The following is a 19,105-nucleotide window of genomic DNA, read 5'->3' as shown; positions in this document are numbered from 1 at the left end:
ATTCGCTGATGCTGATGCTCGAGGCGGAAAGTGACGTGGCTGCGGTCGAACGGTATCGGGACATGACAAGCGCTGCGGTCGCAGCTAGCTGAGAAGGGGTGATCAGGAGTGGTTTTCAAGCGCCGTGATCGCCGCTCGGTACTCCAGGTCCTGTCCGAGTTGGTCTATCCTCGCGGCGGTTGGACCCGCGCCTTCCACTATGTCAAACACCGCGTCCGTCGTCTTCCGGACTCGCCCGAACGCATTGCCCGTGGGGTAGGGGCCGGGGTGTTCGCGTCCTTCACCCCATTCTACGGCCTTCATTTTCTGGTTGCCGCGGTCTTGGCCCGGATGCTGAACGGCAACATCCTTGCCGCGTTGAGCGGCACGTTTTTCGGCAACCCGCTGACCTACGTTCCGATCGGCGTGGTCTGCCTGCAAACTGGGCATTTCCTGCTGGGCACCGAATACGAAGAGGGCGACACCAAGGGGCTGATGGGCAAATTTGCCAGCGCGATGGGCGACCTCAAGGATAACTTCCTGGCGATGTTCTCCGATCGGGTCGCTGACTGGCACGGGCTGTCGCAATTTTATGACGAAGTGTTCTTTCCCTACATGATTGGCGGCATCATTCCCGGCATCGTGGCCGGCGTGATCTGCACCTATATCAGCCTGCCGGTGATCCGAACCTATCAGATGCGCCGCCGCGCAAAGATCAAGGCGAAGTTCGAAGAAATCAAACGCTTGGCCGAAGCAAGCTCTGCCGTTCCCCGACCAAACCCGATAGGCTCGGGCGACGCGAACAAAAAGGATTCGAAGGATGTCTGACACCCCTCTGCGCCTGGGCGTGAATATCGACCATGTTGCCACCGTGCGCAACGCCCGTGGCGGCGCCTATCCCGACCCGCTTCGCGCCGCAAAGCTTGCCGAAGAGGCCGGGGCCGACGGCATCACTGCGCACCTGCGCGAAGACCGGCGGCATATCTCGGATGCGGATATCGACGGGCTGATGGAGGTTCTGACTGTTCCGCTGAACTTTGAAATGGCGGCTACGGATGAGATGCAGAAGATCGCTCTGCGCCACAAGCCGCACGCGGTCTGCATCGTCCCCGAGAAGCGCGAGGAACGTACCACCGAAGGTGGCCTGGAAGTCGCGCGCGAGGAAAACCGTCTGGCGCATTTCATCGCGCCGCTTCGTGACGTCGGTTGCCGGGTGTCGATCTTCATCGCCGCAGACCCCAAGCAGATCGAGGCCGCCCACCGCATCGGCGCCGAAGTGATCGAGCTGCACACTGGCGCCTATTGCGACGCCCATGCCGAGGGCCGGGTGGACGACGCGCAACGCGAACTGGAGGCTCTGCGCAAGATGTCCACCTTTGCCCATTCGCTGGGCCTTGAAGTGCATGCCGGCCATGGCCTGTCCTATGACACGGTCCAGCCCGTTGCCGCCTTTCCCGAAGTGCGCGAGTTGAACATTGGTCATTTCCTGATCGGCGAGTCCATCTTCCGGGGCCTCACCCCAGCCATTCAGGAAATGCGCCGCCTGATGGATGAGGCGCGCCAATGAGCCACTGCCTTGAAGCCTCCTTCTTCTGGATCTTCCGATGCGCTTGAACACTCCCAGGTTTCTTGTCGTCTTCGTGATCACATCGATCGCGGTCCCGGCTGTTTTGTTTGGCGTTTCGGCGGTGTTCGGAATTGACTTGTCCAGCAGTTTCCTGCCGTTCATCCCCTTTTTGGCCGCCGCGACTTTCGAAGGACACCGACAGGTTCAGACGCACCAGACCATGCCGGGCAGCGGCGACATGTGGAGCGCCGCACTATGGATGGGCATCGTCGGCATGTTGGCTAACCTGGTCATGGCTGGGCTGTTCTTTCTTGTCGTTCCAGGCATGTCCGAGGGATTGGCCGGTATCCCGGTGAACTTTTTGGTGATCGGTTTCACGATCACCTTTGTCGTGGCGTTTCTCATTTCGCGACTATTCCTGTGGGTGGGCGCCCGGTCTGCGTTCAAGGCTCTTGAAAGGGCAAAGAAAGAGACGCACTCATGATACTCGGCATTGGTACGGATCTTGCGAATATCGAGCGCATTCAGGGCACGCTCGATCGGTTCGGTGACCGGTTCCGCAACCGTGTCTTCACCGAGACCGAGCAGCGCAAGGCCGAGCGCCGGCGGGATACGGCCGGAACCTACGCCAAGCGCTGGGCCGCAAAAGAGGCGTGCTCCAAGGCGCTGGGCACGGGGCTGCGTATGGGCATCGCCTGGAAGGACATGGCAGTTACCAATCTGCGCACAGGTCAGCCCGTGATGCATGTGACCGGCTGGGCCGCCGAACGGCTGAAGGAAATGACGCCCGAAGGGCACGAGGCGATCATCCACGTCACCTTGACCGACGATCATCCATGGGCGCAGGCCTTCGTGGTGATCGAGGCGCGCCCGCTTGGTGATCCCGACGCAGCGGCCTTGACACCCCCGCGACCGCGCCGCATGTAACCCCCCGAGCCGAGCAAGGACTGGAGAGCAGTATGGCCGAGCAAGCCAAATCCGGAAACGCCATCTGGGAGACGATCAAGACCATCGTCTATGCCCTGCTGATCGCGGGCGTTTTCCGCACTCTGTTCTTTCAGCCGTTCTGGATTCCGTCGGGGTCGATGAAACCCACGCTGCTGATCGGTGATTTCCTGTTCGTCAACAAGATGGCCTATGGCTATTCCTACGCGTCCTGCCCCAGTCTGATCATCCCCAGCGTCGGCCTCGATGTCGATGCCGAGGACATCTGCGGCTGGATGGGGGGCGACAATACCCGCCTGCTGGGCGGCGAGCCCGAGCGTGGCGACGTCATCGTATTCCGCCATCCGGTTTCGGGGCGCGACTACATCAAGCGCCTGATCGGCCTGCCCGGAGACAAGATCCAGATCAAGGATGGCGTGGTCTACATCAACGGTACCGAAGCCAAGCAGACCCCGGATGGCACTTTTACCGAAATCGCCGAGCCGCAAGGGCCTCAACGTCTTCGGCCGCGCTGTGAAAATGGCCCGGTCGGTGTCGGCGGCACCTGTGAAAAGACCCGGATGATCGAAACGCTGTCGGGCGGCGTGTCGCATGAAATCCTGAATATCGGCAATCAGAGCACTGACAACACGGGTGTCTACACCGTGCCGGAAGGGCACTACTTCTTCATGGGCGACAACCGTGACAATTCCAGTGACAGCCGCGTGCCGCAGGTCGCAGGCGGCGTCGGCTACGTTCCTTATGAAAACCTGATCGGTCGAGCCGACCGCATCATGTTCTCGTCCGCCGGGCGTTCGATGCTGTTTTTCTGGACCTGGCGCGGTGACCGGTTCTTCAAGGCGGTCAATTGAAGCTGTCGACCGACATGAAGGCGTTCGAAAAACGCCTTGGACACAGGTTCGCCAATCCCGAACTACTGGTTCGGGCGCTGACCCATGGTTCGGTCTCGTCTTCGACGCGTCCGGACAACCAGCGGCTCGAGTTTCTGGGTGACCGTGTGCTGGGGCTTGTGATGGCCACCGCTTTGCTCGAGGCCGATCAGAAGGCCACCGAAGGCCAGCTGGCCCCCCGTTTCAACGCGCTGGTGCGCAAGGAAACCTGTGCCGACGTTGCCCGCCAGATCGATATCGGCGCGGTTCTGAAGCTGGGCCGGTCAGAGATGCTGTCGGGCGGGCGCCGCAAGCAGGCGCTCTTGGGCGACGCCATGGAGGCAGTTATAGCCGCGGTCTATCGCGATGCCGGTTTTGAGGCGGCGCAGCAAGTGATCCTGTCGCTGTGGGGCGACCGGATTCACACGGTCGAAGCGGATGCGCGCGATGCCAAGACATCGCTTCAGGAATGGGCGCAGGCGCGCGGGCAGAAACCGCCCGCTTATGTCGAGATTTCGCGCAGCGGCCCGGATCACGCCCCTGTTTTCACCATCGCGGCCCGGCTGCAGGACGGATCCGAGGCCCAAGCAACGGCCGGCTCCAAACGTCAGGCGGAACAGGCGGCTGCGCAGGCTCTGCTGGATCGTGTGACAAGCTGATCTCTTCGATCGCGGTGTTACCTGCTCTTGATCTGTCCGGGAATGTCCGCGAGGGCTGTCCACCTATCACGAACCACGTCTGCAACGGCTAGACCTTGCCGCTCAAACGACCCGCAAGAACCCGGTCAGCCCGGTCTTCTGGTGTTCGATCACATGGCAGTGAAAGGCCCAGTCGCCCGGATTGTCTGCGACCAGCCCGATTTCGACGACCTCGTCTTTCAACAGCAGCATGGTGTCCGTCACCAGCGGCGGCAATTCTCGCAGGTTTGATCGCAACGGCACAAAGACCAGCCCGTGCAGATGGATCGGATGCAGGTTCGGAGATTCATTGCGCAGCCTCAAGACATAGCTTTTGCCCAGTTCCAGCGTCGCCAGTGGCCCGACGTCCGCAGCAGCATCTCCGGGCCAGGGAACCCGGTTGATCGACCAGAAATTGTATCCAAGAGACCCGCAGAACCCATTGTCCGGCAGTTCACCTTCTGGCGTCCAGCCAAAGACGAATTCGTGCACCTGAGCGTTGCCGAGATCGGGCAGGGCGACCGGGTTCTTCGGCAAAGGCTTCAGTTCTCTCAGGTCCCGGTGCGCGGATTGTCCTACCGAGCGCAGGCTGGCCATCGTCCGCATGGGCTGACCGGGCAGTTTGGCCATAAGATCGACCTGTGCCCCTTCGCCGTCCGGCATCGCAACGGCAAAGTCTACACGCTGACCGGGGCCCACCAGCAAGGGATCATCTGCACTCGGCATCGGCAGTTCGACGGTGACCGGGTGACCGTCCCACGCGATGATCTGCGCGTTTCCGCCCGTCAGGTGCAACTTGTAGATCCGGGTCGTATCCGAATTGAGAAGTCGCAGCCGCACGAGGCTTCCGGCCGCGTGATCATAGACTGGATGCTGGAGCCAGTTCGCGGTCTGCACATTGCCGAAAGTTCCGGCTCTGGCCGCGCCCCGCTGAGTGTAGGCGGGCAGAAATGCCCCCGTCTCGCCCAGGCGAAAGTCCCGCAGGTTGATCACTTGCTCGCTGTCGAATCCGACGTCTTCAGGCTCGGCGATGACCATCACTCCGGTCAGGCCGTGCGCCATCTGCTCCATCGTCATGCAATGCGGGTGATACCAGTAGGTTCCGGCGTCTGGGGGTGTGAACTCGTAGGTGAAGCTTTCGTTCTGTCCCAGCGGCATCTGGGTCAGATAAGGCACGCCGTCCATATCATTGCGGATGCGCATCCCGTGCCAGTGCATCGAGGTATAGTCGGACAAAGTGTTTTTGACCGTCAGTCTCATCGCTTCACCCTGACGTCCAAAAAGGACGGGCGGCGGAGCGTCGGGGCTCAGGCTGACCATTCCTTGCGTAGGCTGGTCCCGAAACATGTAGCTGGCGCTTTGAACCACCAGTGCCTGATCGGAGCTATTGGACGCGAATGCAAGTCCACCCAAGCCCGCGGCCCCCATTGCGGCGCCGCCCGATAAAAGAAACTCCCGTCGTTTCATGCCTGATCCTCAAGATGCGGGTCGCGGCCTGGCTGGGATCGGCTTGGCCTGTGCGCCTGTCCTGCCATTCCCGTACCGGCCCGGCAATGCGACAAATGCCTCTGGCCCGCTGTGCCTTTCTGCGATAGGGATGCGCACTTGAAAACAGGATCACCACACAATGACGACACGCGCCGGATTCATCGCCCTGATCGGAGAGCCCAACGCAGGCAAATCCACCCTTCTGAACCGCATGGTCGGGGCCAAGGTCTCGATCGTGACGCACAAGGTGCAGACAACGCGTGCCCGGATCCGCGGCGTCGCGATGGAGGGTGATGCGCAACTGGTCTTCGTCGATACGCCGGGCCTGTTCAAACCCCGCCGCCGGCTTGACCGCGCGATGGTCGCGGCGGCGTGGGGCGGCGCGGCCGATGCCGACATCATCGTGCTGATGGTCGAAGCACATCGCGGTATCACCGAAGGCGTCGAGCGCATCCTGGATGGCCTGTCCGAGATCGCGCAGGGCCGCAAGGTGGCGCTGGCGATCAACAAGATCGACCGGGTCGAAGCCCCCGCGCTGCTGTCTCTGACCCGCGACCTGAATGACCGCTTCCCCTTTGCCGAAACCTTCATGATCTCGGCCGAAAAGGGCCACGGCGTCGAGGACTTGCGTGCCTGGCTGGCACAGCATCTACCCGAAGGCCCCTGGCTTTATCCCGAAGACCAGATCGCCGATCTGCCGCTGCGCATGATCGCGGCCGAGATCACGCGCGAAAAGCTGACCCTGCGCCTGCATCAGGAACTGCCCTATCAGCTGACGGTCGAGACCGAGAACTGGGAGGAGCGCAAGGATGGTTCGGCCAAGATCGACCAGGTCATCTATGTCATGCGCGACGGCCACAAGGGCATCGTGCTGGGCAAGCGCGGCGAGACAATCAAGGCCGTCAGCCAGGCCGCTCGGGCCGAGTTGGAGGAATTCCTTGATCGCAAGGTCCACCTTTTCCTGCAGGTGAAGGTCCGGCCCAACTGGCTGGAAGAGGCCGAGCGCTACTCGGAAATGGGGCTGGACTTCAAAGACGGCAACGCATGACCCGCCTGACTGCCGAGTTCTGGGTCCACGCCTACCTAGCCCGGCTGCGCCTGCACGAGATCCCCGCCTTTGTCGTAGCCCATGGCGACGACACAGCCGGCGCGGTTCTGGTCAAGCTCAACACGCTTGACGGCAATGCCACCGCCTTTCAGCGTAGCTTCGACCTGCTCAGCGGCGCGCGCAAATGGATCGAACTGGCCAAAGGTCCCGAGGTCGAGGTGGACGAGGCCATCGCCCGTCAGCGCAGCTTTGACCCCGATCTCTGGGTGATCGAGGTCGAAGACCGGCAAGGCCGGCATCTGTTGAACGAAGAGGGGCTGGACTAGGGCTGCCTTACCACAAAGGCGACAGCGCCAGCCAGACGCCCGCGAACATGGCGATCCCGCCCAGGTTCACCCAGATATGCCAGATCGCATAGCGGTAGGGCAGCGTCTTGCGGGCGTAGAACGCGGTTCCGATCACATAGCAGCCGGACCCGGCCAGAATGCACCACAACGTTGCCACTGGTACGCCTCGCAGGTCGGGCAAGGCCAGCAGCCCCAGCGCGCCCAACCCCAGGTAGGATGCCGTCGACCAGCGTGATTTCACCGTCTCGTTGGTGATCTTGTTCCAAACTGCCACCGCTGTCAGCGCCCAACACACCACCAGCAGGCCCAGGGTCCAGGGCGTTCCAGCCAGAACGAAGAACGGCGTGAAGGTGCCCGTAATGCTGGGGTAGATCGCCGCGTGGTCGATGCGCCGCAGCAGTGTGCGCCGTGCGTGCAGCGGAAGAAAGTGATAGGCCCAGGACGCCAGGTTCGACGCCAGCGCACACAAGACGTAAACCACGACGGCGGCGACCAGCGGACCTTGCAGATGGGTTGCCGCCTTAGCCACCAGCAAGCCACCCGCAATCAAGATCAACGCGAGGCCCACCGCATGCACCGTCATGTCCGCGCGGCGGAAGGCTGGAGAAATGCTGGGAAAGGTCGCGTCGGTCATGTCTGGTCTCGTGGCTGCCCGTTCTGGGTAATATCGCCCCGGGTCCAAGTCCACAATTCCGGCACGTCAGCCGGTGTCTTCCGATTGAATTTGCTTCTTTCCGCGCCGCGCCGTACCGTCGCGGTCCGACGCGATCTCAAGGCAACCCAAGGGCCCCGCATGGACTGGCGCGACCATGGCATTCTTCTGACCGCCCGCCGCCACGGCGAAACCGCGGCCATCATCGAGGTGTTCACCGAAACCCATGGCCGACATGCGGGCGTGGTGCGCGGGGGTGCCAGCCGCAAGATCGCGCCCATTCTGCAACCTGGCGCGCAGTTGGACGTGCTGTGGCGGGCGCGGCTGCAGGAACATATCGGCACCTTCCAGGTCGAGCCGCTGCGCTCGCGCGCGGCGGCAGCGTTTTCGGGGCGGCTGGCCCTGTCGGGGCTGAACGCGGTCGTGGCGCTGCTGTCCTTCTGCCTGCCCGAACGCGAACCGCACCCCGGCATCTATCGACAGACGGAACAGCTGATGGATCTGCTGGGCCAGGACGAGATCTGGCCGCTGGCTTACCTGCGCTGGGAGCTGGCCCTGCTTGAAGAGCTGGGTTTTGGGCTGGACCTGACCCGCTGCGCCGTGAACGGCACGACCGAGGGGTTGGCCTATGTCTCGCCCAAGACCGGCCGGGCGGTCAGCGCCGAAGGCGCCGGGGATTGGGCCGACAGGCTGTTGCCTCTGCCGCCGGTGCTGCGCGGGCAGGGGGCCGCCCCGGATGACGAGATCGCCGCCGGGCTGCGGACGACCGGCTATTTTCTGGCGCATCGCGTGGCGCCATCGCTGGGTCACACGCCGCTGCCCGAGGCTCGTGCCCGCTTTGTCGATCAGTTCACTCGGCGGCTTTGAACACCATCTCGTGCCCGTCCTCGTTGCGCAGGATCAGCACGTCGCCCGACACCTCGGACTGCGTCATCGCCAGCAGCGCGGCGAAATAGAACCCTTCGGCCTCAATCCCGGCGCAGGCGGCGCGGGTGGCGGACAGGTCGGTGATTTCGAACCACGGATAGGGCGCGTTCAATGTGCCCGAGTAGCTGTTGCAGGGCGCGTTTCCGGCAATCTTGCCGTCTTCGGGAAAGCGCAGCAGGGCGCTGGCGTCATAGGGTTGGCCGTTCACCTCCTGCAGCACCCAGGTGCGGTCGGCTGCGCCATAGGCGGCGACGCTTTCGTCGCGGTCACATTGCAGCAGGGCAAGGGCGGGCAGGATCAGGCTCAGGCGCAGCATAAGGGCTTTCTATCCCGACTTGGCGTCATTGCGCCAGCAGTTCGGCGCGCACCTCCATCCGGGGGCGCCAGTTATAGCGCGTGTCCTCGCGCACCGGTGCCCAGAACAGGTCACCCCCGTTGCGCCAGCCGTCCAGCACGATCGCGTCATAGGGCCCCTCGCCCTTGGCGCTGATCGCGGCCGAGTGGTGGATGATGCGGAACGGGGTCGGCGGTGAGGTGATCCAGTGCAGGTCCAGCGTGCGGAAGTTTTCCTGCCGCAGCCGCTTGAGCATGTCCTCGGCCCAGTCATTGCACAGCCCGCGCTCGCGAAAACCGTTGATGACCTTGGCGTTGTGGATGATCGCCGGATCGGAGACCCGGTACTCGGCCCTCAGCTGCAGCGCATAGTCATGGGCGATCTGCGCCGCGCGGGCGGCTTCCTGCGGATCGACGTCAGGGCTGAGGTTCTGAATGGCGCGGGTCAGACCGGCAACATCGCCCGAGGGTGTGCCCGACGGCGTGCTGCATCCTGCAAACAAGAGGCCAAGAACAAGGATCAGAAGGCGCGCCATGGTTTCTCCGCAAGGCTTGTTCGGGCATCTGCATTGCGGCGGCGCAGCATGATGCGGTTCGCAGGCTACTTAGCCGAAACCGGTGCCGGAACCCAAGGCATATTTTGTTCTCCGCCGGAGCGTACGGTCGAGATCAGGGATGTACAATCCGGAAGATCGGGGCCCGAGAACCTGTTTGTTTAGTAAAAAAGAAAAGACCCGGCGCTGGGCCGGGCCAAGTTGGGGAAACCGCGACGGGCGGGCGCTCAGGCCAGCAGACGCCGCGCGATGACTTGCGCCTGGATCTCGGCGGCGCCTTCAAAGATGTTCAGGATGCGGGCGTCACACAGCACCCGGCTGATCTTGTATTCCAGTGCAAAGCCGTTGCCGCCGTGGATCTGCAACCCGTTGTCGGCCGCCGCCCAGGCAACACGCGCGCCCAGCAGCTTGGCCATCCCGGCCTCGAGGTCGCAGCGGTGGCCGTTGTCCTTCTCCCAGGCGCTGAAATAGGTCAGTTGGCGCGCGATCATGATCTCGACCGCCATCATCGCCAGCTTGCCGGACACGCGCGGGAAGTTGATCAGGGCCTTGCCGAACTGCTTGCGCTCCTGTGCGTATTGCATGGCGATGTCCAGCGCGCTTTGGGCCACGCCAATGGCGCGGGCGGCGGTCTGGATACGCGCGGATTCGAAGGTTTCCATGAGCTGCTTGAAGCCCTTGCCTTCCTCGCCGCCCAGCAGGTTCTCGCCCTTGACGTGGAAGCCGTCGAAGGCCAGCTCGTATTCCTTCATGCCGCGATAGCCCAGCACCTCGATCTCGCCGCCGGTCATGCCGGGGGTCGGGAAGGGGTCGTCGTCGGTGCCGGGCGTCTTTTCGGCCAGGAACATCGACAATCCGCGATGGTCGGTGGTTTCGGGATCGGTGCGCGCCAGCAGCGTCATCACATGGGTGCGCGCGGCATGGGTGATCCAGGTCTTGTTGCCGGTGATCTTGTAGTCGCCGTTTTCGTCCTTGACCGCGCGGGTGCGCAGGCTGCCCAGATCCGACCCGGTGTTGGGTTCGGTGAACACGGCCGTCGGCAGGATCTCGGCGCTGGCGATCTTGGGCAGCCATTGGGCCTTTTGGTCGTCGGTGCCGCCCGCGATGATCAACTCGGCCGCGATCTCGGACCGGGTGCCAAGGCTGCCGACGCCGATATACCCGCGCGACAGTTCCTCGGAAACCACGCACATCGACGCCTTGGACAGGCCGAACCCGCCATATTCTTCGGGAATGGTCAGGCCAAATACGCCCATCTCGGCCAGTTCCTCGATGATTTCCATCGGGATCAGCTCGTCCTTCAGGTGCCATTCATGGGCGTTTGGCTCGACCCGATCCAGCGCATAGCGGCGGAACTGCTCGCGGATCATCTCAAGCTCTTCGTCCAGGCCCGAGGCGCCGAACATGGTGGCCCCGGATTGGTCTTGCATTAGCTGAACCAGACGGCTGCGCGCGGCCTGGCTGTTGGCCTGTGCCATCAGAGTCTGCACCTCGGCGCATTGGAAGCCTGACAGCGCATCCCAACCCAGCCCCAGATCCTGCAGGCGCACGACCTCGCCCTGGTTCATCGGGATGCCGCCGGCGACCTGGTGCAGATATTCGCCAAAGGCGATCTGGTGCAGCAGCTGCTCCATCTCGCCGAACTTGCCCTGGGCGTCCAGCGCCTCGGCCCATTTCTGCATCTGTTGCAGCGACTGGTTGTAGGTCGCCAGCCAGGCCAGCCCATGCGCGGCGGTCTGGTTCGCCTCGACCAAAGCGCCCGAGACGCGACCCTCGGCCGAGACCACCTCGCGCACCGCATCGCGCGCCCGGTCAAAGACGGACTGAACCGCCGGCAGCGCGGTCCCCGTCAGGGTCAGAAGATCAGGCAGAACCGGCTGAGAAGTCATGTTCGTCATTTCTTGTCCGTCATGGGCCATGAATCACGTCCTTTGCTGGGTTGTCTGGTCATATCATGCTGCAACTGCAGCGCAACAAAAATTCACAAAATGCGTCGAAAAGGTCCAAAAATTACGTAACGAATTTTGCGGTGCAGAGAAAATCTGCGGTGATATGTAGGGGCAATGGATCTGTTTTCTTTGATGTCCCTGCCCGAACTCTGCCTTGCGTTCGCGGTCGCCTTTCTGGCCGGAGCGGTGAAAGGCATGGTCGGCTTCGCCATGCCGATGGTCCTGATTTCGGGGCTGAGCATGATGCTGCCGCCCCAGCTTGCGCTGGCCGGGCTGATCCTGCCAACGGTTGTGACGAACGGGATCCAGGCCTTGAGAGAAGGACGCGCGGCAGCGATGTCTTCCATCCGGCAGTTCCGGGTCTTTCTTTCCGTCGGGCTGGTTTTTCTGTTGGGGAGCGCTCAGCTGATCAGCTTGGTTCCATCGCAGGCTTTCCTTCTGATGATCGGAATTCCCGTCACGTTCTTTGCCACGATCCAACTGCTGGGCGTGAAACTGAGCCTGTCTGAACAATCGCCGAAGATCGAGGCCGCAGTCGGTGCGGTTACCGGGTTCATTGGCGGCATATCAGGCGTTTGGGGACCTCCGACCGTTGCCTATCTGACTGCGCTGAATACCCCCAAATCTGAACAATTGCGCATTCAGGGTGTGATCTATGGCTTGGGAGCCTTGGCTCTGGTCGTGGCGCATATTGGATCAGGCGTGTTGCGGGCTGAAACCGTGCCGTTTTCGGCTGCGCTGACCCTTCCGGCTTTGGCCGGCATGTGGCTGGGTTTGCGGGTGCATAATCGGATCGATCAGGCCACGTTCCGCAAGGCGACTTTGTTGGTTCTGATGATTGCAGGTGCGAACTTGCTGCGCAGGGGGGTGTTCGGTTGAACGCTCAACCTTTACGCTCAAAGTAGCGGAAGGCAAAAAACAGTCCGAACATCAGGAACAGCAGTCCCGACAGATCGCCGATCAAAAAGGCAAAATACTCGGCCGTCGCGCTGCCAAAAGCCAGGTTGGTCAGGCCGGACACCAGGATTGACGTGATGACCCCGACCCCCATGATGCAGGCCCAGCAGGGCGCGCGATCAGCGGCGGGAAACAGATCCCATCCCAGCCATTTCAACAAATAGAATACGGCCGGCGCCGTCGTGACCGCAATCAAGATGGCCAACAGGCGGCTTGTCAAAAAAACGTCCGAGCCACCGAGTGTCGCGAAAACCAGAAAGACACCGGGCAGCATGGCCAGTATCGCACGCCACCCCAAGAGCCACGCCGCAAGGACCCGCACGCCGTGCGGAAGAAACAACAGGCTGGCGCGGCTGGGGTACTCTGGAAAGAACACGTTCTGCATGGGCATCAAAACCCAAAATGTCAGAAACGATGCGCCGATATAGGCCAAAGAAGCGTAAAACGTGTCAGAGGCCCACGATCGCATCACGTCATGCTTCTTTCAGGATTGCTCAGCGGTCAACGCGGGGCGTTGACGACATACCGTCCCCGGTTGGCGTTCCCGCTTTGGGACAAGTAGCCCTTCTGTACCAGCGACTTGAGGGCGCGGAAGAAGGTCGGGCGCGAAACGCTTTGCACCAAAGTGTGCTCGATCAGGCCATAGGTCCGGACTTCGCGCGAGTCTTTCGACAATTCTTCGGCCGCGTAATAAATGTCACGCTCTACCGGAGAAAGCTCTTCGAGCCCCAACGTGCGTTCCATGCTCTGCATCAACTTGCGCAGTTCCGCCAGTTTCGAGATCTCGGTCATTTCCATTCCTGATTTTACCAGCGCCACCAGTTGATATCCGCTTGGTCAAATGACCCATGATAGTCGCCTATCACACGGCATATCTCATGTTGACACTCATCCCCTTGATAATACACTACCGCCTTGATTAGGCTGCTCATCTTGCGAGTGTGAGTGTCCGCGCGCGAGCTGCCCAAAGGTTTTTTCAGTCTCGGCCCGGTGCATTTTGCGCCGGGCTATTTCCTTGTAATGGGTCCTTGATTTACTGCATGATTTTTAGGCGGGCAACGAATTTGTTCATGCCAATGTCACATTACAACTGCAGGAAGAACAAACAACTGCAAGGACCCGTTATTGTGCGCGCAGGGGCCCGTAACCGCGCCCCTGCATGTCGGTTCAGCCGATTGCGACGGCTTTGATGTCTTCGTCGATGAACGGCAAATACTGTTCAAAGTTCTCGGCAAACATGTGCACCAGCTTTTTCGCCTGTTTGTCGAAAGCGGCCTGATCGTCCCATGTGCGACGCGGATCCAACAGAACTTCGGGCACGCCGGGGACCGTCACCGGAACGTCGAAGCCGAAATTGGCGTCCTTGCGATACTCGGCATCGGCCAACGAGCCGTCCAGAGCCGCAGTCAGCAGGGCACGCGTGGCCTTGATCGGCATCCGGCTGCCCACACCGTATGCGCCGCCGGTCCAGCCGGTATTGACCAGCCAGCAGGTTGCGCCGTGCTGGGCGATCTTGTCGCGCAGCAGCTTGCCGTATTCCTCGGGGCGGCGCGGCATGAACGGGGCGCCGAAGCAGGTCGAGAAGGTGGGCTGCGGCTCGGTCACGCCGCGCTCGGTTCCGGCAACCTTCGAGGTGAAGCCCGACAGGAAGTGGTACATCGCCTGCGCCGGGGTCAACCGCGCGATTGGCGGCAGCACGCCGAAGGCATCACAGGTCAGCATGATGATGTTTTTCGGGTGCCCGCCCAGCGCCGTCTTGGAGGCGTTCGAAATGTATTCCAGCGGGTAGGCGCACCGCATGTTGGCGGTCAGGCTGTCATCATTGAAATCCAGTTTCAGAGTTTCGGGATCGAAGACCATGTTCTCGATCACCGTGCCGAACTTCGACGTGGTCGCGTAGATCTCGGGTTCCGCTTCAGCGCTCAGATTGATGGTCTTGGCATAGCATCCGCCTTCGAAGTTGAAGGTCCCGCGATCCGACCAGCCGTGCTCGTCGTCGCCGATCAGAACACGTGCCGGATCAGCCGAAAGCGTGGTCTTTCCGGTGCCGGACAGGCCGAAGAAAACGGCGGTGTCGACGGGGTTGCCCACCGCATGGTTGGCCGAGCAATGCATCGGCATCACGCCTTTTTCCGGCAGCAGGTAGTTCAGAAGCGTAAACACGGACTTCTTGTTCTCGCCCGCGTATTCGGTGCCGCCGATGAGAATCAGTTTGCGGTCAAAGTTCAGCGCGATCACCGTTTCGCTTCGGCAATCGTGCTTTTTCGGGTCCGCCTGGAAACTGGGGCAGTTGATGATGGTGTAATCTGCGATGAATTCGTCCAGGTCCTCGCGGTCCGGGCGACGCAGCAGGTGCCGGATGAACAGGTTGTGCCAGGCCAGTTCCGTAACCATGCGCACATTGATCGCATAGGCATGATCAGCGCCGCCAACCAGATCCTGAACGAAGTAGTCCTTGCCTTTCATATGGGCCAGCATGTCGGCGTACAGCGCGTCAAAGCCATCGGGGCTCATTTCCGCGTTGTTTTCCCACCAGATGCTGTCCGCCACGCTTTCGGTCCGGACGACGTGCTTGTCCTTGGGTGAACGGCCCGTGAACTTGCCGGTGGACACCAGAAACGCTCCGCCATTGCCCAGCGTGCCTTCATTCCGCTTGAGCGCCTTCTGAATCAGCGCCGGCTCCATCAAGTTGTAATAGACATTGCCCAGCCCCTCGATGCCTTGATCTTCGAGGCGGAACTGCGGGTTTACCCGTCCAAATGTCATTCGTGTCTTCTCCTGTGGCGGCGCTGCGGCGGTTGGGGCCGTCTGCGCTCATGAGGCGTAGTGCCGGTTAGTCCGGCGGATAAGGGCCTCATATCACGGCCGTTTAGGGCATGAACAGGACGGTTTGGCACAGTTAGCGCAACCAAGGCCGGGTTTAGCGCAACCAAGATTTTCCGGTCGGAAATCCCGGGCACTTTCGGAAGCGCAGGACGACCTTTTTGTCGCAGGATCGTGAACAATGTGGCGCGATTCGTACATCCGGATTGATTCGCGGCCTTAAAAAAGCCAAGAATGCCCTACAAAAAGCAAAAATACATCGTGAGTGAGCAGGTAAAGGGGCAGCCCTATGTCTAAGATTGCACTGGTGGATGACGATCGGAACATTCTGACGTCCGTATCCATGACGCTCGAGGCCGAAGGGTTCGAGGTCGAAACCTACAATGACGGGCAGGCAGCCCTTGATGCGTTCAACAAGAAACTGCCGGACATGGCGGTTCTGGACATCAAGATGCCCCGCATGGACGGCATGGATTTGCTGCAGCGGCTGCGGCAGAAAACCCAGATGCCGGTGATTTTCCTCACGTCCAAAGACGATGAGATCGACGAGGTTCTGGGCCTGCGGATGGGCGCGGATGACTACGTGAAAAAGCCATTCTCTCAACGCCTTCTGGTCGAGCGCATCCGTGCACTGCTGCGCCGTCAGGAAGCGACCGACGGGGATGCGTCGGCTGCAACCACCGGGGACGCAAAGGTGATGGAGCGCGGCGATCTGCGCATGGACCCCCTGCGTCACGCGGTCAGCTGGAAGGGGACCGATGTTTCGCTGACGGTCACGGAATTCCTGCTGCTGCAGGCCTTGGCGCAACGCCCCGGCTTCGTCAAAAGCCGCGATCAGCTGATGGATGTCGCATATGACGATCAGGTCTATGTCGACGACCGGACCATCGACAGCCACATCAAGCGTCTGCGCAAGAAGATGCGTGCGGCTGATCCCGAGTTTTCGGCTATCGAAACGCTGTACGGTATCGGGTACCGTTACAACGAGGAATAAGCCGGGCCGGCTTTCTGCAAAGGTGAATTTGTTTCGTGCGTGACACCGAGCAATCCAGCGAGTTGCGCGACGGTGACGTCGTTCTGGGCGATGATTGGGTCATCCCGCAAGACCCCGAGTCGGCCGAGCTGCGCGCGCGGCGATCGCGGCGTACTCTGTTCACGCTGCGCAACTCGCCGCTGGCGCGCAAGATCATCACGTTCAACCTGATTGCTTTGGTGATCCTGGTCGCAGGGCTGCTGTATCTGGATGACACCCGAAAAGAGAGGGTCCAGCAAACGGCGCGGAACCTGATCGGCGATGCGCAACTGGTCAGCAACGTCTTCGAGGCCCAGCTGCGCCAGGTTGCCGGATCGCGGGACGCTTCTGACCTGAACGTCAAGGCGACACTTGCCGGGCTGAGCATCCCCGAAGGCGGCGAAGTCTTCGTCTATGACAGCACCGGCACGTTGATCGGCTGGACACGGGGTTCCTCGACCGTGTCGGAATTGCCGGGCCTGATTCAGGCCGAGGCGGACGTTCCGACCGGCAGCACATTGATCTCTGATGCCCTGACCGCCGTCTGGAATGGTCTGTATTCGGTTTTCACCACCGGATCTGAAACCGAGGCGCCGACGCTGGCACAGCGGGTTCAGGACATCATACCAAACGCGCTGGACGGCCACATGCAGGTTCACGCCGTGTCTGATGCGGCCGGAGACACCGTGATTGTGGCGGCGTCGCCAATCGTTCTGGATGGCGCCCCTGTGGGGGCTGTCGCAATGGCTGGCCCCGCCGGAGAAATCGATGCACTGGCTCGAAAAGAGCAGGAGCGCATTCTACAGATGTTTGTCGTTGCCCTGCTGGTCTCGGTGGGTCTCAGCCTTGTGCTGGCCTCGACCATCGCGAACCCGCTGGCGGATCTGGCCGCTGCGGCGGAAATGGGCAAGGACCGCGGCACTGGGGTCAATCCCGGCCGTATCCGCATCCCCGACCTGAGCGCCCGCCCGGACGAGATTGGTCGGCTTAGCCGTGCGCTGCGGGGAATGGTGACGGCGCTCTACAACCGGATAGACGCCAACGAACAGTTCGCGGCTGACGTCGCGCATGAAATCAAGAACCCCTTGGCCAGCCTGCAATCGGCCGTCGGTACGCTGCGAATGGTCAAGCGTGACGATCAGCGCGAGAAATTGTTGGGCGTTATTGAGCACGATGTCCGCCGATTGGACCGCCTTGTCAGCGACATCTCGAATGCGTCCCGCCTGGACGCTGAACTGGTCAAAGAGCAGGAGCAGCCCTTCGATCTTCTGAAGCTGATCGGCAATATCAGTCAGTACCTGGGCGAAGATGCCCGATCGAAGGGGATCGACTACATCACGGATTTGCCGTCCAAGCCCATCGTCATAAACGGGCTCGAGGCCCGTCTGGCACAGGTTTTCGTGAACCTGATTACAAATGCCATCTCCTTCTGCGAGGAAAGCGACGCGATCCGCGTTTGGGTGCGCCAACGCGAAAACCGGGTTCTGGTTGTTGTTGAAGACACTGGCCCCGGTATTCCGGATCAGGCCCTGACCAAGGTGTTCAAGCGCTTCTATTCGCAGCGCCCGGCCGAGCATTTCGGCAACAACTCGGGTCTTGGACTTGCGATCTCGAAACAGATTGTCGAGGCCCACGGCGGCGTCATCTGGGCCGAGAACATCCGCCCGACCGAGGCGGACATCACGTCGGACCCGCAAGGTGCGCGGTTTGTCGTGGGTCTTCCCCTTTAAGCGATGTGGGCTTTGCGCCTTCCGGAAAAGCCCAGCGATGATCCGGTCTGCGTGCACGCCACATGCGTTGCCGTTGCTGGCCGCGGCGCCCTGATTTCGGGGCCGTCCGGGGCCGGAAAATCGGCACTTGCATTGCAGATGATGGGCTTCGGCGCGGACATGGTCGCCGATGATCGTGTAAACCTAACCCTGTCGGGCGACCGGGTGATTGCGGATGCGGTCCCTCAGATCCGAGGATTGGTCGAGGCCCGCGGCGTCGGCCTGCTGCGCGCCACGGCCTGCGGCCCCGTTCCGTTGGAATGGATCGTGGATCTGGATCAAGTGGAATCCCAGCGACTGCCGGAACCGCGACAGGTTCTTGTGCTGGGACATCCTGTTCCCTTGCTTCGTGCCGCCGGCGTCCCCAACTTGGCATCAGCACTTGTTCAACTGATGAAAATGGGGCGCGTCGATCCACAATGGCCAAGCACATGACAGCACAAACGCGCATCGTTCTGGTGACAGGTCCGTCGGGCGCGGGCCGGTCGACGGCGATTCATGTGCTCGAGGATCTGGGCTATGAGGCCATCGACAACTTGCCGATGGGCCTGTTGCTGCGCCTGATGGAGGGCGCGGATCCATCCCGGCCGATGGCGCTGGGAATCGATGCTCGCAATCGTGATTTCTCGACCATCGGCTTTATCGAATTGGTCGCCAAACTGGGCCGGATGAGCCAGGTGGACCTGTCCACGCTTTATCTGGATTGCAGCGACGACGTGCTGTTGCGCCGGTTTTCGGAAACCCGACGCCGTCATCCGGTCGCAACCGATGCCAGCCCCGAAACCGGCATCCGCCAGGAAAAGGAATTGTTGGAGCCGATCCGCGAGATCGCCGACACCCTGATCGACACCAGCGTGCTCAACGTGCACCAGCTGCGATCCGAGGTCGAACGCTGGTTCGCCCCGGAAGGAGGCCGGCATCTGGCCGTTTCTATCGAGTCCTTCTCCTACAAACGGGGGCTGCCGCTGGGCCTCGACATGGTGTTCGACTGCCGATTTCTGGCCAACCCCTATTGGCGTCCGGAGCTGCGCGAGGCTGATGGTCGAAATCCGGACGTTGCGTCCTATGTTCAGGCTGACACGAACTATGCCGCCTTTTTTGAACGAGTGGTGGAGCTGTTGCTGTCTCTGCTGCCCGCCTTCAAGGCCGAGGGCAAAACGCACCTGTCGGTCGCCTTCGGCTGTACCGGGGGTCAGCACCGCTCGGTCG

The 19,105-nt window shown here is 61.5% G+C and carries 22 protein-coding genes; 14 read left to right on the top strand and 8 right to left on the bottom strand.

Annotated features, from left to right (window positions below):
- Window positions 1-108 precede the first annotated feature (108 nt).
- From AC2FM5_RS15125 to rnc, 6 genes are read left to right on the top strand one after another with little or no spacing between them, the layout of a single operon-like run.
- Window positions 109-807 (top strand): DUF2062 domain-containing protein, encoded by a 699-nt coding sequence (locus AC2FM5_RS15125; RefSeq protein ID WP_170367952.1) that lies wholly within the window; start codon window positions 109-111, stop codon window positions 805-807.
- Window positions 800-1,546 carry a pyridoxine 5'-phosphate synthase gene (locus AC2FM5_RS15120; RefSeq protein ID WP_170343422.1) on the top strand — a complete coding sequence of 249 codons (747 nt, stop codon included), beginning with the start codon at window positions 800-802 and terminating at the stop codon, window positions 1,544-1,546. The genes AC2FM5_RS15125 and AC2FM5_RS15120 overlap by 8 nt, the downstream gene beginning before the upstream one ends.
- A 37-nt stretch (window positions 1,547-1,583) precedes the next feature.
- Window positions 1,584-2,030, top strand: a complete 447-nt coding sequence (locus tag AC2FM5_RS15115) for an ABZJ_00895 family protein (protein WP_170439874.1) — start codon at window positions 1,584-1,586, stop codon at window positions 2,028-2,030.
- Window positions 2,027-2,473, top strand: coding sequence for a holo-ACP synthase (acpS, locus tag AC2FM5_RS15110; protein WP_093965271.1), 447 nt, complete (start codon window positions 2,027-2,029; stop codon window positions 2,471-2,473). The genes AC2FM5_RS15115 and acpS overlap by 4 nt, the downstream gene beginning before the upstream one ends.
- A gap of 32 nt (window positions 2,474-2,505) precedes the next feature.
- Window positions 2,506-3,342 (top strand): signal peptidase I, encoded by an 837-nt coding sequence (gene lepB / locus AC2FM5_RS15105; RefSeq protein ID WP_170361538.1) that lies wholly within the window; start codon window positions 2,506-2,508, stop codon window positions 3,340-3,342.
- The gene (gene rnc / locus AC2FM5_RS15100) at window positions 3,339-4,019 is read left to right on the top strand and encodes a ribonuclease III (RefSeq protein ID WP_170366282.1); all 681 of its coding nucleotides are present in this window, start codon (window positions 3,339-3,341) and stop codon (window positions 4,017-4,019) included. The genes lepB and rnc overlap by 4 nt, the downstream gene beginning before the upstream one ends.
- Window positions 4,020-4,121: 102 nt before the next feature.
- On the opposite strand, the gene AC2FM5_RS15095 is transcribed toward rnc, so the two are convergent.
- Entirely contained in the window at window positions 4,122-5,504 is a 1,383-nt protein-coding gene (locus tag AC2FM5_RS15095) for a multicopper oxidase family protein (RefSeq protein ID WP_496736576.1), read from the bottom strand.
- Window positions 5,505-5,664: 160 nt separating this feature from the next.
- On the opposite strand from AC2FM5_RS15095, the gene era reads away from it, so the two are divergent.
- Together era and AC2FM5_RS15085 are read left to right on the top strand one after the other, a co-directional pair.
- Window positions 5,665-6,573 carry a GTPase Era gene (gene era / locus AC2FM5_RS15090; protein ID WP_170342652.1) on the top strand — a complete coding sequence of 303 codons (909 nt, stop codon included), beginning with the start codon at window positions 5,665-5,667 and terminating at the stop codon, window positions 6,571-6,573.
- Window positions 6,570-6,899 (top strand): DUF1491 family protein, encoded by a 330-nt coding sequence (locus AC2FM5_RS15085; RefSeq protein ID WP_496736574.1) that lies wholly within the window; start codon window positions 6,570-6,572, stop codon window positions 6,897-6,899. The genes era and AC2FM5_RS15085 overlap by 4 nt, the downstream gene beginning before the upstream one ends.
- 7 nt (window positions 6,900-6,906) lie before the next feature.
- On the opposite strand, the gene trhA is transcribed toward AC2FM5_RS15085, so the two are convergent.
- A complete protein-coding gene (trhA, locus tag AC2FM5_RS15080) occupies window positions 6,907-7,554 on the bottom strand; it encodes a PAQR family membrane homeostasis protein TrhA (protein WP_170445920.1) in 648 nt (215 codons plus the stop codon).
- A 159-nt stretch (window positions 7,555-7,713) separates the two neighbouring features.
- Here trhA and recO point away from each other — a divergent pair, with 159 nt between their 5' ends.
- On the top strand, window positions 7,714-8,439 hold the full coding sequence (gene recO, locus AC2FM5_RS15075; RefSeq protein ID WP_170361548.1) for a DNA repair protein RecO: 726 nt from the start codon (window positions 7,714-7,716) through the stop codon (window positions 8,437-8,439).
- Here recO and AC2FM5_RS15070 read toward each other — a convergent pair.
- The 3 genes from AC2FM5_RS15070 to AC2FM5_RS15060 form a co-directional block, all read right to left on the bottom strand.
- Window positions 8,423-8,815 carry an META domain-containing protein gene (locus AC2FM5_RS15070; protein ID WP_170361550.1) on the bottom strand — a complete coding sequence of 131 codons (393 nt, stop codon included), beginning with the start codon at window positions 8,813-8,815 and terminating at the stop codon, window positions 8,423-8,425. The genes recO and AC2FM5_RS15070 overlap by 17 nt on opposite strands.
- A 25-nt stretch (window positions 8,816-8,840) precedes the next feature.
- Window positions 8,841-9,368 (bottom strand): hypothetical protein, encoded by a 528-nt coding sequence (locus AC2FM5_RS15065; RefSeq protein ID WP_496736571.1) that lies wholly within the window; start codon window positions 9,366-9,368, stop codon window positions 8,841-8,843.
- 245 nt (window positions 9,369-9,613) lie between these two features.
- Complete coding sequence (locus tag AC2FM5_RS15060; protein WP_496736569.1) at window positions 9,614-11,305, bottom strand: acyl-CoA dehydrogenase family protein; 1,692 nt, start codon at window positions 11,303-11,305, stop codon at window positions 9,614-9,616.
- A 144-nt stretch (window positions 11,306-11,449) separates the two neighbouring features.
- Here AC2FM5_RS15060 and AC2FM5_RS15055 point away from each other — a divergent pair, with 144 nt between their 5' ends.
- Complete coding sequence (locus AC2FM5_RS15055) at window positions 11,450-12,214, top strand: sulfite exporter TauE/SafE family protein (RefSeq protein ID WP_496736567.1); 765 nt, start codon at window positions 11,450-11,452, stop codon at window positions 12,212-12,214.
- Window positions 12,215-12,218: 4 nt separating this feature from the next.
- Here AC2FM5_RS15055 and AC2FM5_RS15050 read toward each other — a convergent pair whose 3' ends face one another.
- The 3 genes from AC2FM5_RS15050 to AC2FM5_RS15040 all read right to left on the bottom strand — a co-directional run bounded on the left by AC2FM5_RS15050 (window position 12,219) and on the right by AC2FM5_RS15040 (window position 15,058).
- Window positions 12,219-12,761 (bottom strand): hypothetical protein, encoded by a 543-nt coding sequence (locus AC2FM5_RS15050; protein ID WP_254430024.1) that lies wholly within the window; start codon window positions 12,759-12,761, stop codon window positions 12,219-12,221.
- 32 nt (window positions 12,762-12,793) lie between these two features.
- On the bottom strand, window positions 12,794-13,084 hold the full coding sequence (locus tag AC2FM5_RS15045; RefSeq protein WP_170361573.1) for a hypothetical protein: 291 nt from the start codon (window positions 13,082-13,084) through the stop codon (window positions 12,794-12,796).
- Between the two features lie 375 nt (window positions 13,085-13,459).
- On the bottom strand, window positions 13,460-15,058 hold the full coding sequence (locus AC2FM5_RS15040; RefSeq protein ID WP_496736564.1) for a phosphoenolpyruvate carboxykinase: 1,599 nt from the start codon (window positions 15,056-15,058) through the stop codon (window positions 13,460-13,462).
- A gap of 346 nt (window positions 15,059-15,404) precedes the next feature.
- On the opposite strand from AC2FM5_RS15040, the gene AC2FM5_RS15035 reads away from it, so the two are divergent.
- The 4 genes from AC2FM5_RS15035 to rapZ all read left to right on the top strand — a co-directional run.
- The gene (locus tag AC2FM5_RS15035; protein WP_170342637.1) at window positions 15,405-16,109 is read left to right on the top strand and encodes a response regulator transcription factor; all 705 of its coding nucleotides are present in this window, start codon (window positions 15,405-15,407) and stop codon (window positions 16,107-16,109) included.
- A 35-nt stretch (window positions 16,110-16,144) separates the two neighbouring features.
- Window positions 16,145-17,857, top strand: coding sequence for a sensor histidine kinase (locus AC2FM5_RS15030; RefSeq protein WP_170361560.1), 1,713 nt, complete (start codon window positions 16,145-16,147; stop codon window positions 17,855-17,857).
- 3 nt (window positions 17,858-17,860) lie between these two features.
- The gene (locus tag AC2FM5_RS15025) at window positions 17,861-18,331 is read left to right on the top strand and encodes an HPr kinase/phosphorylase (RefSeq protein WP_496736561.1); all 471 of its coding nucleotides are present in this window, start codon (window positions 17,861-17,863) and stop codon (window positions 18,329-18,331) included.
- Window positions 18,328-19,105, top strand: a 778-nt coding sequence (gene rapZ, locus AC2FM5_RS15020; RefSeq protein WP_496736559.1) for an RNase adapter RapZ, incomplete at its 3' end; no start/stop codon positions are given. The genes AC2FM5_RS15025 and rapZ, both read left to right, overlap by 4 nt.

The organism is Ruegeria sp. BHSA162 (assembly GCF_059613385.1).
Note: the sequence above shows the minus strand (reverse complement) of the source record. Positions and strands in the feature narration are given on the sequence as shown.

Bases quoted from the DNA above. Each gene is read 5' to 3' on its own strand.
- AC2FM5_RS15045 (WP_170361573.1), bottom strand. From the start codon at position 13,084: ATGACCGAGATCTCGAAACTGGCGGAACTGCGCAAGTTGATGCAGAGC.
- AC2FM5_RS15035 (WP_170342637.1), top strand. From the start codon at position 15,405: ATGTCTAAGATTGCACTGGTGGATGACGATCGGAACATTCTGACGTCC.
- AC2FM5_RS15115 (WP_170439874.1), top strand. From the start codon at position 1,584: ATGCGCTTGAACACTCCCAGGTTTCTTGTCGTCTTCGTGATCACATCG.
- AC2FM5_RS15120 (WP_170343422.1), top strand. From the start codon at position 800: ATGTCTGACACCCCTCTGCGCCTGGGCGTGAATATCGACCATGTTGCC.
- AC2FM5_RS15065 (WP_496736571.1), bottom strand. From the start codon at position 9,368: ATGGCGCGCCTTCTGATCCTTGTTCTTGGCCTCTTGTTTGCAGGATGC.
- AC2FM5_RS15085 (WP_496736574.1), top strand. From the start codon at position 6,570: ATGACCCGCCTGACTGCCGAGTTCTGGGTCCACGCCTACCTAGCCCGG.
- AC2FM5_RS15025 (WP_496736561.1), top strand. From the start codon at position 17,861: ATGTGGGCTTTGCGCCTTCCGGAAAAGCCCAGCGATGATCCGGTCTGC.
- AC2FM5_RS15040 (WP_496736564.1), bottom strand. From the start codon at position 15,058: ATGACATTTGGACGGGTAAACCCGCAGTTCCGCCTCGAAGATCAAGGC.
- AC2FM5_RS15050 (WP_254430024.1), bottom strand. From the start codon at position 12,761: ATGCGATCGTGGGCCTCTGACACGTTTTACGCTTCTTTGGCCTATATC.
- era (WP_170342652.1), top strand. From the start codon at position 5,665: ATGACGACACGCGCCGGATTCATCGCCCTGATCGGAGAGCCCAACGCA.
- AC2FM5_RS15060 (WP_496736569.1), bottom strand. From the start codon at position 11,305: ATGGCCCATGACGGACAAGAAATGACGAACATGACTTCTCAGCCGGTT.
- AC2FM5_RS15070 (WP_170361550.1), bottom strand. From the start codon at position 8,815: ATGCTGCGCCTGAGCCTGATCCTGCCCGCCCTTGCCCTGCTGCAATGT.
- trhA (WP_170445920.1), bottom strand. From the start codon at position 7,554: ATGACCGACGCGACCTTTCCCAGCATTTCTCCAGCCTTCCGCCGCGCG.
- lepB (WP_170361538.1), top strand. From the start codon at position 2,506: ATGGCCGAGCAAGCCAAATCCGGAAACGCCATCTGGGAGACGATCAAG.
- recO (WP_170361548.1), top strand. From the start codon at position 7,714: ATGGACTGGCGCGACCATGGCATTCTTCTGACCGCCCGCCGCCACGGC.
- AC2FM5_RS15095 (WP_496736576.1), bottom strand. From the start codon at position 5,504: ATGAAACGACGGGAGTTTCTTTTATCGGGCGGCGCCGCAATGGGGGCC.
- AC2FM5_RS15055 (WP_496736567.1), top strand. From the start codon at position 11,450: ATGGATCTGTTTTCTTTGATGTCCCTGCCCGAACTCTGCCTTGCGTTC.
- acpS (WP_093965271.1), top strand. From the start codon at position 2,027: ATGATACTCGGCATTGGTACGGATCTTGCGAATATCGAGCGCATTCAG.